The organism is Calorimonas adulescens (assembly GCF_008274215.1).
Taxonomy (GTDB): Bacteria; Bacillota; Thermoanaerobacteria; order Thermoanaerobacterales; family UBA4877; genus Calorimonas; species Calorimonas adulescens.
Genome location: NZ_VTPS01000003.1, coordinates 60,442 through 80,236, shown reverse-complemented (window position 1 = coordinate 80,236; position 19,795 = coordinate 60,442). Strand labels below are relative to the sequence as shown.

The window sequence follows — 19,795 nt, the reverse complement described above, 5'->3', positions numbered from 1 at the left end:
AAAAGTGTCGAATATTATATGCAAACATATAATATTATACAATTAGTACTATATAGTCATGGTGGGGAGAGCATATTGGGTGCATCAAAATACAAAGAAATTGATATCCATTACACTGATTTTAAAGTCGACCTTAAACAGCTTGTACATTTTTTTGATAAGTATTTTTCCTATGAGGTTGCCTCCATAGGTTATCTCAGCAACGACCATACCTATATTAATTTTAAAGATACTATTATAAACAGCGCAGAGTTGCAAAAACTCATATCATCGGATTACGCTGTAATCATAGACAGAGATTATATAAACATGTTGTGTAACACTCACAACCTTCTGCTCGTCGAAGATGTTGATAATGAAACTGCTGAAAGGATATATGGCATCGACCTGAAAGGGTATCCATTACATCGCATAGCAATAATACCTTTTTTTGACTCAAAAGATGATAATCTAATGGCAATATTGGTGTTTGCCGGTATAAAAATGAATAACTTGGATGGGCTTATGCATGACACAGAGGTATCACTTATCTTGCAGCTTATACGAGAAAAACTGGAACTATATTTTAATGGGGATATTGCCAGTATCATGTTGGAGAGAATATCCATATTCTTGACCGGTCAGCTCAATAAAAAAGACCCTTTCACTTTTGACCATTCGTATAATGTAGCGCACTGGGTCATGCTTTTATCCAAGGAGTTCGGCCTTGATGAAAAAACCACAAAAATGGCTTATTACGCCTCCTTACTTCATGATGTGGGAAAACTTGGCATACCTGATGAAATACTAAACAAAAACGGTAAACTGACTGAGGAAGAATATATAAAAATTAAGGAGCACCCTATCCTCAGCTGTCAGTATATAAATGAGATCTTTTATGATTTTCCAGATATCAACGATATATCTAAATATGTTAGATACCATCATGAAAGATATGATGGGACAGGTTATCCTGATGGTCTTTCAGGGAGAGATATACCCTTTATAAGCAGGCTCATTGCCGTTGCCGACTGTATAGATGCAATGCGTTCCGGCAGACCCTATGCAAAATCCAAGACTACAGAAGAAATTATTGCAGAACTAGAATCGTGCTCAGGTACACAGTTCGACCCTGAAATAGTATTAAAGGCAATAGATTTGCTAAAAAAGAAAAAAAGTACCAATTACAGCTTAATGGAGTATAACTACATAACCAAGGTATCAATAATAATTTATCTGACAGAAAACCGTTTTTATGTCGATAAGGGGATATTGAAGTATACAGGCCAAGATTATATTTTATTATTTCAGGATTTCCAAGTAGATAGCCTGTCAAAAGATATAATGGAGATACAGGTGGCTTTCAATGATAGACAGAACTTCTTCGAGTATATGATAAAGGAAATATCCGGTATCGGGTATAAACGACTCATCTTTAAAAAGTTAGAGGCAATAGAAAAAGAATATTTCTATAAAATTTTGTGGGAACTTAATGGTTTTATTAAAAACGAAAACTCTACAGAAACAATTAATATCAAAGCCATTTCAGGAAATCATATAGAATTCGAGTCGCCTTATATGCTTCCAATATATAAGGGTCTGGCTGTAGGGATACAGCTCCCCGATTCCGAAGTTATCCCTGTATATGGATTTATAAAAAATATCATACATGATAACGGTGTCAATCGCTATACCCTTGAATTTGTCTCTATAAACACCAATACCCGTGATAAAATATTAAAAGCCATACTCAGCGAACAAATCAAAAGAAAAAGAGCATATATAGAGAAACAGGCACCGTAATGATGCCTGTTTCTCTACTCCATTTCTACCAATACCTCATTTAACGTCTCGATGACCTGGTCGATATCCTCTTTTTCTATAATAAGCGGTGGCTGGAAAGCCAGCACATTCCTAAACTCACCAACCTTGCCCAGAAGTACGCCCCTATCCTTAAGCTTTTCAAGGATTATATCTATCTCCTTTACTGCAGGGCTCCTGTCCTCATGCACCAGTTCTGCACCCTGCATAAGGCCAAGGCCCCTTACATCTCCTATAATCCTGTGCTTATTTTTAAGCTCTATGAGCCTGCTTCTCAAATAGTCCCCAAGCCTGGCCGCCCTGCCGGGCAGGTCATTTTCTTCGATGTAGTCTAAGGTCGCCAGGGCTGCCGCCATGGAGACGGGGTTGCCCCCCAGTGTGGATGAGCCTGGCCTGGTAAAGCATTCTGCAATTTCATCGGTAGTTATAAAGGCTCCTATGGGCATACCGTTGCCAAGGGCCTTGGCCACACTCATAATATCTGGAGACACCCCGAAATGTTCCATGCAGAACATTTTCCCAGTTCTTCCAAATCCTGTCTGGACTTCATCGGCTATAAGGAGTATTCCATACTTATCCAGTATTCTCTTTACCTCTTTGAAATACTCAGGTGGTGGGGTGATTATCCCTCCATTCCCTTGAATGGGTTCTACAATAAAGGCAGCCACGTTCCTTGATGTGGATGTCTCTATGACCCTCTCCACCTCTTGGGCACAGGCAATATCACAGTCAGGGTATTTGAGGTTTAGCGGACACCTGTAGCAGTAAGGGTTTGGCACAAAGCTTATTCCACCTACCGGGTTCGGCTCTGTCCTCCAGAAAGAAAGACCCGTAAGGCTAATGGTAAGCTGCGTCCTGCCGTGAAGGCTGTTCCTTAAGGCCAGCACCTCACTGTCATGGGTGTATACCTTAGCCAGAAGGATTGCCCCCTCGTTGGCTTCACTGCCGCTGTTTACAAAAAAACTCCTTTTTAGTTTGCCAGGTGCAATCTCGGCCAGTCTCTCGGCAACGTCCACTACCGGTTGGGTCAGGTAGATGGACGACACGTGCTGTAGTGTCTTTACCTGCTCGCATACCCTCTCTGTTATTGCAGGGTTGCAGTGTCCGCAGTTTATGGTGGACACCCCGGAATAAAAGTCAAGGTATTTATTGCCCTCACTGTCATAAAGAAACTGCATCTCACCTTTTACTATCTGCATGGGCCTCTCATAGAAATGGTAAAGACATGGTATCATATACCTCTGTTTCTTTTCAATAATCCTATCAGGTCCTATATAATTCGGCACTCCTATTCCCCCTCTTTTTAATCTCATCAAACCTGAAAATGCCAAGGCCCTGGTTGAAACCTGCTGCTTCTCTTAACAGCTTGAAGTCATTCCAGTCAAACTCGCCACCATTGCATATACTATCAATGCTTTTCCTGTACAAACCTACAACTGTTTCAACCTGGTCTGCATTATAGAGCCTGCCCTCCACCCTTATACTGGCAAGAGGAAGGCTTAAGACATCTTTAAGGTATGGCAGCAGGCAGAGCTCCGCCTCAAGAAAGATGTGGTTTCTGCAGTACTGGTCAACCCCCACCCTCCTAAGTCCTCCTGTCTCATCCTTAAGGTAGAACCCACCATCTCTGCACCCTTTGTCACATGAGTATGGGCTACCCAGCAGGCAGTTGTCGGATACCATCCCCTCTATGGGGCCCTGGACAATAAGTTCTAAAGGAATGATGGGTTTTATTTCTTTTAGTTCTGCAAAGGTCGCCTCTAAGGACAGGGTGGCCTGGCCAAACCCAAGCTCTTTTAAAAGCGAAATGGTTATGTCATTCATGATATTAAAGGAATAGTCAGCACATACAGACCAGTCAGCCTCTTCTCTTACCAACCTGTATGAACCCAGGTTTGACACGTAGACAACGTCTGGCGGGGTGTCCTTAAGATACCTTAAAAGCTCTCTGTATTCCAGAATTTCCCTATTCATGGTTATGCGTGGCATGGCCAGGCCTATCTCCACACCGTATCTATCACTATCCTCAATAAGTCCTTTTATATCCTGCTTTTTAAACGGCCTGGCCGGACAAAACGCCTCCCCGCCTATGATAATCCTTTCAGCTCCTGCCTCTATAGCTGCCATGGCTGAATCCACATCCCTAACCCTCACCGCAAGCTTGGGGATTGACATATCCTTTCCACACTCAAACGGCGAAGCCTCGCCAACCTCTATATGGTGTTCCCTGGCAGACCTTGTAAATATTTTAGGCTCCCTCCTACCGGTCTCATCTACATAAGATGGCCCTGGATTGCCAAAGGCAAAGGCCGTGCTAAATTCCCTCGCCCTCTTATCGTATAATCTTTTGTAGTCTTCCATATCAAGGGCCCATCCTGCAGGGTCCTTCATGTAGCTATCAATTGCTCTCCTGTATATACCAATGATCTCACCTATGTATTCGGCTCCCCTCATCCTTCCCTCCACTTTTAAAGAATCCACCTCGGCCTCAGCCAGCTGTGGTATATGAGGGAGCATACACATATCCTTTACCGCCAAAAGATACCCATCGCGTATAAGCCTGTTATCTCTATAAAGTCCATATGCCCATCTGCATGGTTTCAAGCACTGTCCTCTGTTACTGCTCTTACCCAAGACTATGCCTGATGTGAGGCACTGGCCACTTTCCGCATAGCACATGTCTCCATGAATGAAATATTCTATCTCTATACCGACATCCTCTTTAATCTTCTTTAGCGTCTTTAAATCCATCTCCCTGCAGGCAACAAATCTTGTAACGCCAAGTTCTTTTAAGGTCATTGCAGTCTCCCTGTTGTGCACATTCATCATAACGCTGGCATGTACCTGTATATTAATATCCATATCCCTGAGGAGCTTTAAAGCAGAAAGGTCCTGTACTATCAAGGCATCAGGTGCAACAGCCTTTAAATACTCAAGGTATACAGCAACATCTTCAATCTCACGCTGGTTATACAGGTTGTTTAACGTAACATATATCCTCACCCCATTACTGTGAGCGTAGGATACAGCCATCTCCAAATCCTCATCGTCAAAGTTCATGTCCTTTCTGTGCATCCTCATATTAAACCTTTTACCACCCAGATAAACTGCATCAGCTCCATTATCAATGACAGCTTTGAGGGCATCAAAATTCCCGGCTGGTGCCAGGAGTTCCAATATTTTCCCCATTTTGATCACCACACACAATTATAGTACAAGGTAGAATCAATTTCACCCATAAAGTCTAATATAGTTAAATACATCACATCAATCCTGTACTTAAATAAACAGACTCTAAATCCTTTATCATATCAGCAGACCTAAACCCGTTCTTGGCCAGATTATACCCTTTTTCCGCCAGCTCTACAGATTTATCCCTATTGTTTAATAGATACCTCATAGCGGCATAAAGTTCCATATAGTCGCCAGGTTTCACCAGTATGCCTCCCATACCTTCGCCCAGTACCTCCGGTATGCCTCCAACCTTTGAAGCTATACAGGGCACCTTCGAGGCCATAGCTTCTAAAAGGGAAATCCCAAGCCCTTCTTTTAGAGATGGCAATACAAAAATATCGCAGCCCGATAATAATCTTCCGGCGTCTTCTCTGTATCCAGCAAAGATAAATCTTTCACTTAACCCAAGCTCCCCAACCATGCCCTCGAGATAACCCCTCATAGGCCCATCGCCTATGAGCATGAAATAAACATCGTCCCTGTCTCTTTTTAGCAATGATGCCGCTCGGATAAAGTACTCTACTCCCTTTTCCGGTATCAGCCTGGCCACACAGACGACCAGTTTAAATCCTTCACCGATATTGAACTCTCTTTTTAGCACAGGTTCCCTTGAATCAAAAAGCTCATCATCAATGCCGTTATAAATAACCTTCACCCTGTACCTGTCAATACCTATGCTGCTCAAACTCTCCCTAAGCGCCTCTGATACCGCTATGTACTGACAGGTACGCCTGCCAAGGCATTTTTCCGCTTCCCTGAAGCCTATCCACTTGAGCCCTTTATCCGGCGGGAAATTATGAAACGTTATTACAGATTGGACTCCCGAGACCTGTGCCACAAGTCCTGCCACAAACCCATGGGCATGGACAAGATTAATCCCCTCTTTCTTAACTATACCCCTAAGCCTTGCTGCAGCCCTCAGTATCTCACCCGGAGAGGATCTGTCCGATATTTCAACGGGAAAGTATTTAATTCCCATTCCACTTATATATCTTATAGTAGGCTCATCAAAAGATGCGGCTATCTCCATTTCAAACCTGGTTTTATCCAAACCCCTAGCAATGGTCAGTATATGGCTCTTTAGTCCCCCTTCACTTCTCCTTACCAGATGAAGTATTCTCATAAGTGTATCGCTCTCCTATAAGCCTGTCTATAGTCATAATGACTATAGGAGGTACTATAAATATTATCAGTGTGGCTGCCGCAACTATCCCGGAATCATTTGCAACAAGGACGAATAAGGTGCCGATAAGCCCGCTTACAAAACCTTTATACAGATAAGGATATTCAGCAAACAATTTCTTTAACATGTCCGTGGGCCTGTATGAAAGGGCTGCCAGGACAATAATGGATGCTAAGAGGACCCTGGTCCATATGGTATACCTTATAAGCCTCAGGTTGGTTGCAAGTTTCCTTATAGCCACCTCATTTAGTGCACCCATCCCCTGTGTGGCAACATTCCTTGCCAGCTCTCCTATATGTGTAGCCCCTATGAACATATCCACAATGAAGAGGCAGAGGACAACTGCGGTTGTAAGTATGCCGGCATATATGATATCCCGGAATGTAACCTTATTTCTGATTATGAGGATTGCAAAAGTGAAAAACGCCATCGCAGCGGCAATGGTGCCGCCAAGGTTTGTTCCATAAGATGGTGCAGCCACCAGAAATATCAATATCATCATAATACCTATACTAATGTACCTCAAAATTCTAATATTATACCTGTCCATAAGGCCGGAAATACCCAGCAATGCCGCACCTATCAGCACACCTACATATTCGTTTCCTATACCGTAATACCTGGCTCCGCCGATAGGGTCATAACCAAGTACAGATGTCTTTATAAGGTTTGCCCCTGTAAAAAGGTCCAGGGCAATTGCAAACACAGTCACAAGCCCGATAAACGTCACAATCTTGTAGCTGTCCTTAAGAAACAGGCTTATGATGTATATCATTACTGCTGATAGTCCTGTTATTGCGAGCAGTGTCATAGATAGTGTCCGTATGTCAAACATGGGAAGTATAAGCAATATGAAAGGGACCAGCATGTCGCCCATGAGCAGATATTTGATGATATATACATACCTCTTCAAAAGATATATAAACAACAGTGATACAAAAAGTATCCCTATCTGGACTCCAACATAATATCTCACAGCAACAGGCCTTATTACATGGACGGCTGTTGTCCTCTGGTTCATCTCATAGAGTGACTCTAAGCTTCCGCTCCCACCATTATAGAGCCTGTGGCCTGCCATGACCGCTGGCTTATCTATTCCAAAATAATTCAGTACTGTCACGGCAACGTCAAGGTTAGCCACAATTCCCGGCCTCTTTGTTGTATCTGACTTCAGGTAACCATTACCAAAGCCTGGCCCTGCCACAATAATAGGCGTCAGCATCTCCTGTTTCAACAGGGAATCCCTGCCAGGATATGGGTCCACAATCATAACCATGTCTCTTGAAATATCAACCTCATTCAATATGTTTCCTATAAATTCATCTATATCCCTTAAGACCTTTGACCTCAAAGCCATACCCCTTTCCTGGCTTGTGAAGCTCATGAAGTCATCTACACGCGCCATGTCACCCAGCTCTACTATGGTAAGGCCTCCTCTATCCAGTGAGTCCTTCAATTTTTCATTGAGATAGTCATAATTGGTTTTAGTCAGAAAGGGGTACGAGCTATCCTCAATGTTCATCCTCGAACTCACATCGCCATAGGCCACCACTCCATCCTCATCCATCCCAATTAATGGGGCATACCTTCGCTTAATGTTCGGCCTGTCGCTATTTCCCAGAACCGTTACGGGTATACCCGCATCTTTTAACGTCTCCCCCATCAGGCCTGGCCTTATGTCCTCATAGTAGCCCTCATTGGCTTTTTTAATCTGCAATATGCCTGGCACAACAACCTCGCCGTAAGGCATCATGCCCGTATAAAGACTGTAAAAATCTCCGGCACTACCATTTATGTACTCCTCATCTTCATTATACCCCTGGCCGGTCTCTACCCCTGCGTAAGCCCTTACGCCTGCCCCTATGGTCAAGAAAGAGCCGGGTTCATTTTTAGTCGCTGCGGCATTGGAATTCATAACCGCTATACAGCCTGTGTCTATCAAACGCTTTATGTTTGGAAGGTCATTATCTTTAAGGTCGTCAAGGGTAAGCCCATTCAGGATTATCATTACAACATTTCCCGGCTGTTTAGCATAAGCCGTAATAAAATTGCCAAACACTATTAAAAAGGTCAAAATATATATGCATAGTCGCCTCATACAATACCTCCATAATTTTGTGGACACCCCATTAAGCTTTATTATACCACACTGGTGCAAGTCCTAAAAATCTGCAAATAGCAGAAGACGGTGTAATCCGTTATATGTTGTGGTATACTATAAATAAAAAATTAAAAAGGAGTAGAAAAATATGGAGTCAATAGTATCACATAAAATAGCAATAATTGGGACCGGTTTTGTGGGTTCAACTACAGCTTTTGCCCTGGCATTGAGTGGAATTGTTCCTGAAATCGCCCTTATAGACCTAAACGCCCGAAAAGCAGAAGGAGAAGCAATGGATATAAACCACGGCATGGCATTTATACCTCCTGCCTCGGTATACAACGGCGATTACTCCTCATGCAGCGGGGCAGAGATTATAATTATAACAGCAGGGGCAAATCAAAAGCCAGGAGAGACACGTTTGGACCTGGTTAAGAAAAACACAGCCATATTCAAGGAGATGGTGCCGCAGCTGGTAAAATACAACGATAAGGCTATATATCTTATAGTAACCAACCCTGTGGATATCTTGACCTATGTGACACTGAAGGTTTCTGGACTTCCTTCAAATCAGGTTATAGGCTCAGGGACTGTGCTGGATAGCTCCCGATTTAGATTTTTCTTGGGCAAGCTGTGCGGTATAGATCCCAGGAATGTACACGCCTACATAATAGGGGAACATGGTGACAGTGAAGTAGCTGCGTGGAGCCTTACAAATATAGCGGGAACCCCCTTTACCGAATACTGCGACCGGTGCGATAAAGGCTGTGATCAGGCAGAAAAGCAGGCGATTGTGGATGATGTAAGGAATGCAGCATATAAGATAATTGAGCGGAAGAATGCCACCTACTATGCAGTAGCCCTTGCGGTAAGAAGGATTGTGGAGTGCATACTGAGGGATGAAAACTCTGTACTTACGGTCTCAAGCCTTATGAAGGGACAGTACGGCATAGATAATATATGCCTCAGCTTACCTTCCATAGTGGGAAAAACAGGAATAAAAAAAGTATTGGAAATGTCTTTAAAAGAAGAAGAAATAGCATCATTAAAGAAGTCCGCTGAGACTTTAAAAGAAGTAGCATCCACCCTTGAGTTATGATGCTGCACCATCCTTGTATTTTCCTTGATGCCCTCGCTTTTTAGGGACTTTAATACCGGCAATGGTTTGGGATAGCACAAGGGGCAGGCATATATAATAACACCGCAATAATAGAAAGGAAATTGGCATGGCTTTTAGTTTTAACCGGTTCTGGTACATTATGATTGGCATCACAGTTGTATTCTTAGGGTTATACCTGTGGTTTACTACATTCCCAGGCAGACCGGCCGGGGACGCCTACAGATACTTTACAGAGGGTGACATTGTCTCAGCCAGGGCATATGCATCTGCATCCAGGATGGTCTCAGCAATAAATTTTTCCGTTGAGCTCTCTTTCCTTATCTGGTTTACAATGGGAACGGCAGGACGGTATCTTTCAGACTGGTGTGAAAAGGTGGCTGGCAGGTATACCCTGAGTATCCTTTTATACTTTTTTATTCTGTGGGTGATACTCCGTATCATCAATCTCCCATTTAGCCTCTACAGCGGCTATTTTCTTCAAAAACAGTGGGGATTTTCCACTCAAACCCTCATGTCATGGTGGATGGATTATATTAAAAGTGCAGCGCTGGACCTTGTCCTATCAGCTACAGGTGTCATACTGCTGTTCTTTGCAGTAAACAGATGGCCTGGCACATGGCATATCACAGCCTGGGCGTTTATATCCCTGTGGCTTGTGGTACAGACCTTTCTGTGGCCAATACTGGTTGAACCGTTGTTTAACAAGTTCGAGGCTGCAAAAGATCCACAAATAATTGCAATGGTAAAAGAACTGGCTGATAAGGCCGGAATACCCGTTAATCAGGTGCTTATAATGGATGCAAGCCGCAGAACAACTAAAGCCAATGCCTATTTTACCGGAATCGGCAGGATAAAGAGGATAGTCCTGTACGACACCCTTTTAAAAGACTATCCGGAAGATGAGGTGAGGGCTGTTATAGCTCATGAGATGGGCCACTGGAGGCAGGGGCATATCGTAAAGGGCCTCCTCGAGAGTTCACTGGGCATCCTGATTATGCTACTTATACTGCATACCTTTATGAAAATAGATATACATTTTAACGGCAGCTATCCACCTTACCTGTGGGCGTATCTAACCCTTTTCTTTGTGCTTGCCTCATACATTGCCAATCCAATATATAACTATGAGTCACGAAGAATGGAGACCGAGGCGGACAGGATATCAGTAATGTTGACAGAAGACCCGAATTCTGTCATAAAGCTGCAGGTAGACCTGGCAAAAAGAAACCTGTCTGATATGTCTCCACCATTGTTTATTGAATGGTTTGCGTACACCCATCCCAGTACAATGCACAGGATAGAAATGGTTGAGAAGATCAAGCCTCCTTCTGAATAACCACCCTCCGCGGGTAAGGAATCTCTATACCTTCCTGTTCAAAGGCCTCTTTTATCCTTTTCCTGAGTTCTCTCTCCACACTCCATTGTGTGGTCGGCTTTACAGTAGTGACCATGCGTATTGTAACGCCAGCGTCACCAAGACTCACTACACCGAGGACATTTGGCTCTTCAACTATGTTTTGGTTTTCTTCCATTAATTTTCCCCCCACGCTCTTCATTACCGAAATTGCCTTATCTATATCCGACTCATAGGATATGCTTACATCCACTATAGCCTTATTGTTAGCCCTTGAGTAGTTTACAACCTTTGTTATAGAGCCATTGGGAATTATATTGATCTCTCCTGTAAAACCCTGGATGGTCGTGACCCGAAGCCCAATCCCGGTAACTGTACCTGATATGCCTTCAATAGTTACATAGTCGCCAACCGATATCTGGTCTTCCAAAAGCATAAAGAAGCCTGCGATTACATCCTTGACAAGGTTCTGGGCTCCAAAACCCACGGCCAGGCCGCCAATTCCAGCCGTTGCTATTATAGAAGTCATTGGTACCCCCAATGTGTCCAGTATTGTCATTCCAGCAATGAAATACACTGTATACCTGAGAACGCTCTTTAATATACTTGCCAGCGTCTTGAGCCGTCTCTCCTCTACAGGAAGATTCATTTTGCTGCTTCTGCCACTGACAAAACGGGCAATAATAAAACTGCCTGTCCTTATGGCAATACCGGCAACAATAATTACTATCAGTATACCTATTCCCTTTGATATAAAGTCAGCAAAATTTATGGCAGCTATCCTATCGTTTATGGCGCTTACTAGAGATTCCCACATAAAAACAACCTCCATAATAAAAAGGTACCTGCAGTGCAGGCACCGTAATGTTATTTACTTTCCCTCTTTACTATCTCCCGCATATACGCTGGCAGGTCATCAGGAGTCCTTGAAGTGATAAGGTTGCCATCGACCACTACCTCCTGGTCAATGTAGGAAGCACCTGCATTTACCATATCATCCACTATTGCCGATACGCAGGTCATCTTCCTACCTTTGAGCATACCAGCGGAGGCCAGCACCCAGCCTGCATGGCATATGGCAGCCACGAGTTTGCCCTGTTCGTTTACCTCCCTAACCAGTTCTAATATGCCCTTATCCCTTCTCAACTTGTCCGGTGCCCAGCCTCCAGGTACCAGGAGACCATCTATCCCGTCTGCGCTTACATCTGCAACGGTGCAGTCGCTCACTGCTGGGACGCCGTGTTTGCCGATGTAGGTCTTGCCTTTCTCTCTCCCCAGGAGCTTGACCTCTGCTCCCTCTTCCCTGAGCCTAATTACTGGGTACCATAACTCTAAGTCCTCAAAACCTTCCTCTACCAGCATAATGTATTTCTTACCATTCAAGCTCATAAAAATCACTCCTTTTTAAATTACAGGTGCTTCCTTTATATTAAATATAGACTGCTCAGCGTCAATTTCTGCCATTACGCCTTCTGGGATTGTAAGTTTATAGATGTCATGGCCAAATACAGGTATATAGAGCACTGGTATTTCCAGTGAGCCAAGGATATCCTCAAACACAGGTTGGACATCGCCGCATCCTTTGAATGAGCCAAGCAGTATGCCACAGGCCTTCTCCAGCTTGCCGGAATTTTTAAGCTGGGTAAGCATCCTGTCTATCCTGTACGGCTCCTCATTTACGTCTTCCAAAAACAGGATGCGGTTAAATGTATCTATCTCGTAGGGGGTACCCAGGGTGGAGCATATAAGCGAAAGATTGCCGCCTATAAGGCGGCCTTCGGCCTGGCCAGGCCTTATACACCTTGCCTCAATGCCCTCAGGTATTTCAACCACCCCTGCCGGCTCTCCATCCATAAGCTGGGCCTTAAAATACCACAAAGAATAATCATTTATATCTGAGGTGAGGTTTGGCCCGTGAAATGTAACAAGCCCTGTGATATTATATATAGCAGTCAAAAGTGCCGTAATGTCACTATAGCCAATAAACGGTTTGGGGTTCTCCTCAATTTTCTCATAGTCTATCATCCTGAGTATCCGGGTAGAACCGTATCCTCCCCTCACTGCTATTATACCATCTATTGTCTTATCTTCAAACATTCTGTCAATATCCCATGCACGAAGTTCATCATGGGCGGCAAGATACCTTATGGGTTCTGACATTGCGCTTTCTCCTACAACCGCTTTAAAGCCGAGACTCTCCAGAAACGATATGCCATTTTTTATGTCTGTTTCCTTTACGGGCCCAGCCGGAGCTACAACTCCTATCCTGCTTCCCTCTCTCAGTCTTCTGGGCTTTATATTCATAGGATCACTCCTTTTGCGATACCCCAGCCTCTTCAAATGTGGCCATCTCTCTAATTATCTTTATAGACACATCCACAATCCCCATAGCCAGAGCAGCTCCTGTACCCTCACCCAGCCTCATATCAAGATTCAAAAGAGGCTTTAATCCCATCATATCCAACTCTACCCTGTGGCCCCTCTCCATGGACAGGTGTGATGCTATCATATACTCCCCTGCAAGAGGCTTGAGTTTATAGGCAACCAGTGCCGCTGCCCCAGATATAAAGCCATCAATGAGCACAGGAATCCTCATTGCTGCGCATCCCAAGAAAACACCGGCCAGGCCGGCAATCTCCAGACCTCCAACCTTCGACAGCACATCAACAGGGTCGGCAGGGTCGGGCCTGTTCACCTCCAGTGCTTTTTCTATGGCCCTGACCTTTCTTTTAAGACCCTCGTCATCTATGCCTGTACCCCTGCCAACCACATCCTGCGGGCTGATACCAGAAAAAGCACAGACAACAGCAGCACTGGCAGTAGTATTCCCTATGCCCATTTCTCCTGTACCTATGAGCCCATAACCCATGGCTTTAGCCTGCTCGACCATAGATATCCCTACTTCAATGGCCTTTATAGCCTCATCCCTGTCCATGGCCTGGCCTTTAGTCATATTAGAAGTACCTCTTGCTATTTTTTTATCTATTATTCCTCTTTTATCTGGAATGTCACCCTTAACACCAATATCCACAACCCACAGGTCAGACCTTACATGCCTTGAGAGCACATTCATAGCTGCTCCACCATTTACAAAGTTCTCAACCATCTCCACGGTCACATTCTGGGGAAAGGCACTCACACCCTCCTCAACTACCCCGTGGTCTGCAGCCATGAGTATAGAGAGCTTTCTGGGTACATCCGGTATATATTTGCCCGTTATACCGGCTATCCTGATAGCCACCTCCTCAAGCCTCCCAAGGCTACCCTGTGGCTTTGTAAGGCTGTCTAACCTCTCCTGCGCCAGTTTCATTGCCTCATCATCAAGGGGTTTTACCTTATCTATAACCTCATATAACCTTAACATATGTAAACACTCCTTAAAAATAAGTATTTTAATTACATTATACACTAAAAACTTAAAATAAGCAGCATGTGCTGCTTATTTTAAGTTTTTAGTAAATTCGTCTCTTATCCTCTTTCTGAGTTCCTCATCCCTCATCACATCAGTTGCAGTCATAGCCAGCGCTTTAGCTGCAATCATCATGGCATTTATCCCCTCTTCCGACCCCGACGCATTACACATCTCAATACTGTGTCCAGGTGTGCCAGGTTCAACTATCCTGAAGTATAAATGCATTGAAGGCACCCTATGGGATACATTGCCCATGTCCGTAGATCCCATACTCTCATCATTCTCTGAAAGTTCATGTACCCCGAGCCTCTTTAGGTTTTCCTTACACGTTTCTGCTAAATGGCGGTTGGTAACCATGTCATCAAAAGAAAACTCAAAGTTGGAAATCTCAAGCCTCGACCCAGTAGCCATCTCAGCTCCTCTGGCACATCTTATCACCTTTTCCCTCAAGATATCCAGTTTCATCCTGGTCTTTGCCCTGACATAAAAACGTGCCTCAGCATGGTCAGGTATTATGTTTGGCGCTTTTCCACCATCAGTTATGATTCCATGTACCCTTGAACCATCTTCCATCTGTTGCCTCAATGCATTTACTCCGTTAAAGAGCTGTAAAACAGCATCCAGGGCATTTATCCCCTCATGGGGAGCAGAGGCCGCATGGGCAGCTTTACCAAAATATTCAAACTGTAAAGCGTCCATAGCCAGGGATGACGAATAAACACAGTATTTATCCGATGGATGAGCCATTATTGCAATATCATACGGGTCAAAAACACCGGCCGCAGCCATTGGTACCTTGGCACCATTGGTCTCCTCTGCCGGGGTACCAAACACCGTCACAAGACCACCAAACATGTCAGCAACAGGTTTTAGTGCTATGGCCGCACCCACTGCTGCTGCACAGATGAGGTTGTGCCCGCACCCGTGGCCAAGGCCTGGCAATGCATCATACTCTGCCATTATTGCCACACTCACCTCATCCCTCCTGCCATAATCTGCCTTAAATGCTGTCTCTATCCCAAGATATCCTCTTTCCACACTAAATCCATATTTCTCCAGCGTATCGCAGAGGATCGCCGCTGCTTTGTATTCCTGATTACCCAATTCAGGGTTATCGTGTATAAAAGTAGAAAGGCTTGTAAGCTCATCTCTTAGCCCATCAATGCAATCATCTATACTTTTCTTTATCTCATCCACTCATATCACTCCAGTCTATTTTATAATAGTCCATATACTGCATCCAATAATAACAACGACAGTACAGACACTCTATATATTTTACATCAATATTCAGTTGTCTGTCCGTTGTGCACAAGACATGCAGACAACCTGCTGCCCCTTATTAATTATGTACATTCAGTACCTTTTTTTAACATTCTATAATAAATCTTTTTTTAAGTAAAGTGAAAAAGTATAAATAAACAATCCTCGCAGAACACAGTCATAAAAAAGCAGGGCGTGCAACCCTGCTCAAGACTAATTTGTAACAACTGTGCCCGTTTTGCCTTGAATGGCATCCTCTGCTTTTTCAAGGGATGTTATTATGGCTTTGCGGCCCGGCCCGGACCTTGCAAACATCACAGCAGCCTGTACCTTTGGAAGCATGGAGCCCGGGGCAAAGTGTCCCTCTCTCATATATCCTTCCGCCTCCTCTGCAGTCAGGGTATCTAAATCTTTCTGGCCAGGCCTATTGTAATTTATAGCAACTTTTTCAACTGCAGTAAGTATCAATAGAACATCTGCATCCATTATCTCTGCCAGTTTCTCAGAGGCCAGGTCTTTATCTATTACAGCGGCTACCCCCTTTAGCCCGTCTTCATCTTCTATAACCGGCACCCCTCCTCCCCCACAGGATATTACTATATGCCCTGCCTCTGCCAAAGTTCTTACTATATTCTCCTCTACAATTCTCTTCGGCATGGGGGATGGTACCACTCTTCTGTAGCCCCTGCCGGCGTCCTCTTTCATTACATAGCCATTCTCCATAGCCACCAGTTTATAAGCCTCTTCCTTTGTAAAAAAAGAACCTATTGGCTTACTTGGATTCTGAAATGCAGGGTCATCTCTATCTACAACAACCTGTGTAATGACTGTGGCAACCGAACGGTTTATCCCTTCTTTCCTCAGAGCATCACCTATAGATTGCTGCAGGTGGTACCCTATATACCCCTGACTCATGCTTCCACACTCTGGTAGAGGCATAACATAGCCTCCTGCAGTCTTCGAAGCAGTCTCATATGTTGAGACTATCTGACCCACCTGGGGACCATTTCCATGAGCAACTATTACCTCATGACCTTCTTTTACAAGACTGACTATGGCCTTTGCAGTTAATCTGCAGGATGCAAGCTGACTTTCTGCTGACACATCTTTTGGGTTTGACTGAAGGGCATTGCCACCCAGTGCAACAACTATTCTGGACATTGCTATATCACCTCATTATGGCACTATTCTCCATATGACAACCTGAAAAATCATGATTAATACCAAAAGTATCAATCTACCGGCGGTTGGCCTTTGTCCCTTATCCTTTTTAACAATATGAATACGGTATTATTCCCGCAGCATATACTACATGTGGAAAGTCCAGGATAGTACATGCTGACAGCATAAACTGCATATACAGACATCATCACAGCAACAACCCTGCCTAATACCTCTCTTTTAATCTCCTACACTTACCCATATCACATATACCGTAACATCTCAGCTACTCCATTTTGAGTTAAGCAAGAGTAGCAACCATTATCGCCTTTATGGTATGCATCCTGTTTTCTGCCTCATCAAACACCTTTGAATACTTGCTTTCAAATACCTCGTCAGTCACCTCCATCTCACCAACATTTTCCGATATTTCGGTATCATTATTATGAAAAGCAGGAAGGCAATGGAGGAATATCACATCTTCTTTTTCTGTTGCTCTGATAAGATCCATGTTGACCTGGTATGGTTTTAGAAGGTTTATCCTTTCCTGAAGCTTTGATTCTTCTCCCATGGATGCCCAAACATCAGTATACACGACATCTGAACTTTTTACAGCCTCTCTGGGGCTTTCTGTAAATTCTATTATCGCTCCTGTCTTTTTGGCTATCTCTTTTGCCTTAGCTACAACAGAATCTTCAGGCCAGAGTGCCTTTGGAGCCCCTGCCACAAAGTGCATACCCATAACGGCACATCCCATCATAAGCGAATTACCCATATTATTTCTTGCATCACCCATATATGTTAATTTAATCCCCTTGAGATAACCAAAATGTTCTTTTATCGTGAGAAAGTCTGCCAGTATTTGTGTTGGATGAGAATAGTCAGTAAGGCCATTCCAAACAGGAACCCCGGCATACTTTGCAAGTTGTTCCACAGTCTCCTGTTTAAATCCCCTAAATTCTATACCATCAAACATCCTGCCAAGCACCCTTGCAGTATCTGCAACAGTTTCTTTCTTACCCAACTGGATATCATCCTTCCCCAGGTACTCAGGATGCGCACCCTCATCCACACATGCCACAGTAAACGCACATCTTGTTCTCGTAGATGGCTTCTCAAACAATAGCGCTATATTCTTACCTTCAAGAAGATTGCCTTTTATGCCGGCCTTTTTTTTGGCCTTTAATGTTGATGCAAGGTCTAAAAGATATTCCATCTCCTCTTGTGTAAGTTGTTCAACAGTTAAAAGTGACTTGCCTTTCATGTTTACAGGCATTAGTAACTCCTCCTTCATAAATTAGTTATTGGTTTATTTAAATCAAAACAGGTACATATCATTATGTCATAAACCATCAGATGCGTATAAAATTAAAAAATGGATAACAAAGGAACAGGTGCACAAATATGATGCGGATGTTTCAACAAATCTTTATAAGACGCCATTGCTCCCTACCATAAAACAGGTTCTCTATATAATGGCATACTCATGCATCTTGGACCTCCACGACCTCTGGAAAGTTCGGAGCTTGGAATCGCTATCACCTTTACACCATTTTCTTTCAATGCTTCATTGGTTATATAGTTCCTATCATAAGTAACAACCACACCAGGCGCTATGGCAAGCGTATTAGAACCATCGTTCCACTGCTCCCTACCAGATGCTATTACGTCTCCATTACCACACTTTATTAACCTGACGGACGGCAATCCAAGGGCTTCTTTAAGTATCTCATCTAAAGGGAGTGTCTTGTGCTCAATATATATTTCATCTTCACTGTACTTAGATATTTCATATATACTAAGTGGCCCTTCAACACCTGGATGTATTGTAAACTTATCATAGTCAACCATTGTAAATACAGTATCAAGGTGCATAAAAGCTCTGGACTTTGGCAGTTCAAATACCAATACCTTTTCAAAATAGCTGTCTCTGAAAAGATTACGCGCTGTAAGTTCAATTGCCTGTGGGCTTGTCCTTTCACTGCATCCTATGGCTACTATTTTATCGTTCAAGACAAGTTCATCCCCACCCTCAATACTGAATGGCTGTGACCTGTCATACCAGAGCTTCAAACCATTTTCCTTAAACATAGGATGATTTTCATATATATACTTTATGAAGAGACTTTCTCTTTTTCTCGCTGCTGTAGCCATCCTGTTTATGGTAAGGCCATTACCTATACATGCTGCAGGATCCCTTGTAAAATACAGGTTTGGCATAGGATCAATATAGAACGGATAATCATCATCTATTATATCTGCTAGTGTGTAATTCTTTATTTTTATCTCATCTCTCCTTATACCTGACATCAGTTTTAGAACAGCTTCTTTAGGAGACATATTTTCAAAATATGTCTTCAAAGACTCTTTAAGGCCTTTAGATGTTATTCCACTCTCCTCAAAAAACTCATCTAAAAATTTCTCTCTTATTGCATCATCATCAAGCACATCGGCTGCTAAATCCTCAAGATACACCACCTCAGCACCGTTGTCCTTTAGGATGGAGGCAAACGTATCATGCTCTTTCTGGGCTATAACAAGATACGGTATATCATCAAAAAGCAACCGGCCCAGATATTCTGGGATAAGATTTTCCAGTTCTCCATTCGGCCTATGCAGTAGAACCCTTCTTAACCTACCTATCTCTGAATTTATTTCTATGGGCATCATATCCCTCCTTGCCTTCCTTTACGTCAGTATTATACATTGTATGTACATATCCGGCAAATATTGTATGTCAATTTCAATAGGCAAATTTAGCTGTAATATCGAATTTATCGCTGCCATTCTTAATTTTATTTAATTATACTTATTTACTTCTATATAGCTTTCATTTTATCCATAAATCACATATATTTATTCATAAATCTTACCTGTTTAGCCGCTGGATATTCATGATCCGTATAAAAATTAATCAGATGTAATAAAAACTATTTGCATAAAAGTTTCACAGTTAATATATATTATATTACATTAAAATTTTCCCATATTTAACATAACCGTGCATAAATTGCCCCGTTCTTATAACTTCGGGTATATGGACAGCAAGTCATCAAAAAAACCACAAAAAGCCTATTTGATGGGATGATAAACTTCGACAATGAAAGGACAATCTTCATACTATGGCTTGACAACCAAGAAATGTTAAATTAGTGAGATGGTCACTT

At 43.1% G+C, this 19,795-nt stretch carries 15 protein-coding genes; 3 read left to right on the top strand and 12 right to left on the bottom strand.

The window, feature by feature from the left end; translation table 11 throughout:
- Positions 1 to 75 precede the first annotated feature (75 nt).
- Positions 76 to 1,782, top strand: a complete 1,707-nt coding sequence (locus FWJ32_RS02980) for an HD-GYP domain-containing protein (protein ID WP_162523480.1) — start codon at positions 76 to 78, stop codon at positions 1,780 to 1,782.
- A 14-nt stretch (positions 1,783 to 1,796) separates the two neighbouring features.
- Here the strand turns inward: FWJ32_RS02980 and FWJ32_RS02975 are convergent, their stop codons facing one another.
- The 4 genes from FWJ32_RS02975 to FWJ32_RS02960 all read right to left on the bottom strand — a co-directional run bounded on the left by FWJ32_RS02975 (position 1,797) and on the right by FWJ32_RS02960 (position 8,315).
- Entirely contained in the window at positions 1,797 to 3,086 is a 1,290-nt protein-coding gene (locus FWJ32_RS02975) for an aspartate aminotransferase family protein (protein WP_149544584.1), read from the bottom strand.
- The gene (locus FWJ32_RS02970; RefSeq protein ID WP_149544490.1) at positions 3,064 to 4,989 is read right to left on the bottom strand and encodes a peptidase U32 family protein; all 1,926 of its coding nucleotides are present in this window, start codon (positions 4,987 to 4,989) and stop codon (positions 3,064 to 3,066) included. Before FWJ32_RS02970 ends, FWJ32_RS02975 begins: the two co-directional genes overlap by 23 nt.
- A gap of 73 nt (positions 4,990 to 5,062) precedes the next feature.
- Positions 5,063 to 6,157: a glycosyltransferase family 4 protein gene (locus tag FWJ32_RS02965; protein WP_149544489.1), complete on the bottom strand. Its 1,095-nt coding sequence runs from the start codon at positions 6,155 to 6,157 to the stop codon at positions 5,063 to 5,065.
- On the bottom strand, positions 6,126 to 8,315 hold the full coding sequence (locus FWJ32_RS02960) for an alkaline phosphatase family protein (RefSeq protein ID WP_149544488.1): 2,190 nt from the start codon (positions 8,313 to 8,315) through the stop codon (positions 6,126 to 6,128). The genes FWJ32_RS02965 and FWJ32_RS02960 overlap by 32 nt, the downstream gene beginning before the upstream one ends.
- Positions 8,316 to 8,466: 151 nt before the next feature.
- Between FWJ32_RS02960 and FWJ32_RS02955 the strand changes: the two genes are divergently transcribed.
- Together FWJ32_RS02955 and FWJ32_RS02950 are read left to right on the top strand one after the other, a co-directional pair.
- Positions 8,467 to 9,417: an L-lactate dehydrogenase gene (locus tag FWJ32_RS02955; protein ID WP_149544487.1), complete on the top strand. Its 951-nt coding sequence runs from the start codon at positions 8,467 to 8,469 to the stop codon at positions 9,415 to 9,417.
- A 127-nt stretch (positions 9,418 to 9,544) separates the two neighbouring features.
- Complete coding sequence (locus FWJ32_RS02950; protein WP_203227556.1) at positions 9,545 to 10,774, top strand: M48 family metallopeptidase; 1,230 nt, start codon at positions 9,545 to 9,547, stop codon at positions 10,772 to 10,774.
- Here the strand turns inward: FWJ32_RS02950 and FWJ32_RS02945 are convergent.
- The 8 genes from FWJ32_RS02945 to arcA all read right to left on the bottom strand — a co-directional run bounded on the left by FWJ32_RS02945 (position 10,755) and on the right by arcA (position 19,295).
- Positions 10,755 to 11,609 carry a mechanosensitive ion channel family protein gene (locus tag FWJ32_RS02945; RefSeq protein ID WP_149544486.1) on the bottom strand — a complete coding sequence of 285 codons (855 nt, stop codon included), beginning with the start codon at positions 11,607 to 11,609 and terminating at the stop codon, positions 10,755 to 10,757. The two genes, FWJ32_RS02950 and FWJ32_RS02945, sit on opposite strands and share 20 nt — an antisense overlap.
- Positions 11,610 to 11,659: 50 nt before the next feature.
- Positions 11,660 to 12,181, bottom strand: coding sequence for a type 1 glutamine amidotransferase domain-containing protein (locus FWJ32_RS02940; RefSeq protein WP_149544485.1), 522 nt, complete (start codon positions 12,179 to 12,181; stop codon positions 11,660 to 11,662).
- 15 nt (positions 12,182 to 12,196) lie between these two features.
- On the bottom strand, positions 12,197 to 13,096 hold the full coding sequence (locus FWJ32_RS02935; RefSeq protein ID WP_149544484.1) for a S66 peptidase family protein: 900 nt from the start codon (positions 13,094 to 13,096) through the stop codon (positions 12,197 to 12,199).
- A 4-nt stretch (positions 13,097 to 13,100) separates the two neighbouring features.
- Complete coding sequence (gene cobT, locus FWJ32_RS02930) at positions 13,101 to 14,156, bottom strand: nicotinate-nucleotide--dimethylbenzimidazole phosphoribosyltransferase (protein ID WP_149544483.1); 1,056 nt, start codon at positions 14,154 to 14,156, stop codon at positions 13,101 to 13,103.
- Between the two features lie 75 nt (positions 14,157 to 14,231).
- Complete coding sequence (locus FWJ32_RS02925; RefSeq protein ID WP_149544482.1) at positions 14,232 to 15,401, bottom strand: M20 family metallopeptidase; 1,170 nt, start codon at positions 15,399 to 15,401, stop codon at positions 14,232 to 14,234.
- Positions 15,402 to 15,680: 279 nt separating this feature from the next.
- Positions 15,681 to 16,628 (bottom strand): carbamate kinase, encoded by a 948-nt coding sequence (gene arcC / locus FWJ32_RS02920; RefSeq protein ID WP_149544481.1) that lies wholly within the window; start codon positions 16,626 to 16,628, stop codon positions 15,681 to 15,683.
- Positions 16,629 to 16,929: 301 nt separating this feature from the next.
- Positions 16,930 to 17,904 carry an ornithine carbamoyltransferase gene (gene argF / locus FWJ32_RS02915; protein WP_149544480.1) on the bottom strand — a complete coding sequence of 325 codons (975 nt, stop codon included), beginning with the start codon at positions 17,902 to 17,904 and terminating at the stop codon, positions 16,930 to 16,932.
- 173 nt (positions 17,905 to 18,077) lie between these two features.
- Positions 18,078 to 19,295, bottom strand: a complete 1,218-nt coding sequence (arcA, locus tag FWJ32_RS02910; protein ID WP_238988770.1) for an arginine deiminase — start codon at positions 19,293 to 19,295, stop codon at positions 18,078 to 18,080.
- Positions 19,296 to 19,795: the final 500 nt, after the last annotated feature.

Coding starts and splice junctions, on each gene's coding strand:
- FWJ32_RS02965 (WP_149544489.1), bottom strand. CDS start 6,157: ATGAGAATACTTCATCTGGTAAGGAGAAGTGAAGGGGGACTAAAGAGC.
- FWJ32_RS02970 (WP_149544490.1), bottom strand. CDS start 4,989: ATGGGGAAAATATTGGAACTCCTGGCACCAGCCGGGAATTTTGATGCC.
- FWJ32_RS02950 (WP_203227556.1), top strand. CDS start 9,545: ATGGCTTTTAGTTTTAACCGGTTCTGGTACATTATGATTGGCATCACA.
- FWJ32_RS02955 (WP_149544487.1), top strand. CDS start 8,467: ATGGAGTCAATAGTATCACATAAAATAGCAATAATTGGGACCGGTTTT.
- FWJ32_RS02945 (WP_149544486.1), bottom strand. CDS start 11,609: ATGTGGGAATCTCTAGTAAGCGCCATAAACGATAGGATAGCTGCCATA.
- argF (WP_149544480.1), bottom strand. CDS start 17,904: ATGCCTGTAAACATGAAAGGCAAGTCACTTTTAACTGTTGAACAACTT.
- cobT (WP_149544483.1), bottom strand. CDS start 14,156: ATGTTAAGGTTATATGAGGTTATAGATAAGGTAAAACCCCTTGATGAT.
- arcA (WP_238988770.1), bottom strand. CDS start 19,295: ATGCCCATAGAAATAAATTCAGAGATAGGTAGGTTAAGAAGGGTTCTA.
- FWJ32_RS02940 (WP_149544485.1), bottom strand. CDS start 12,181: ATGAGCTTGAATGGTAAGAAATACATTATGCTGGTAGAGGAAGGTTTT.
- FWJ32_RS02960 (WP_149544488.1), bottom strand. CDS start 8,315: ATGAGGCGACTATGCATATATATTTTGACCTTTTTAATAGTGTTTGGC.
- FWJ32_RS02935 (WP_149544484.1), bottom strand. CDS start 13,096: ATGAATATAAAGCCCAGAAGACTGAGAGAGGGAAGCAGGATAGGAGTT.
- arcC (WP_149544481.1), bottom strand. CDS start 16,628: ATGTCCAGAATAGTTGTTGCACTGGGTGGCAATGCCCTTCAGTCAAAC.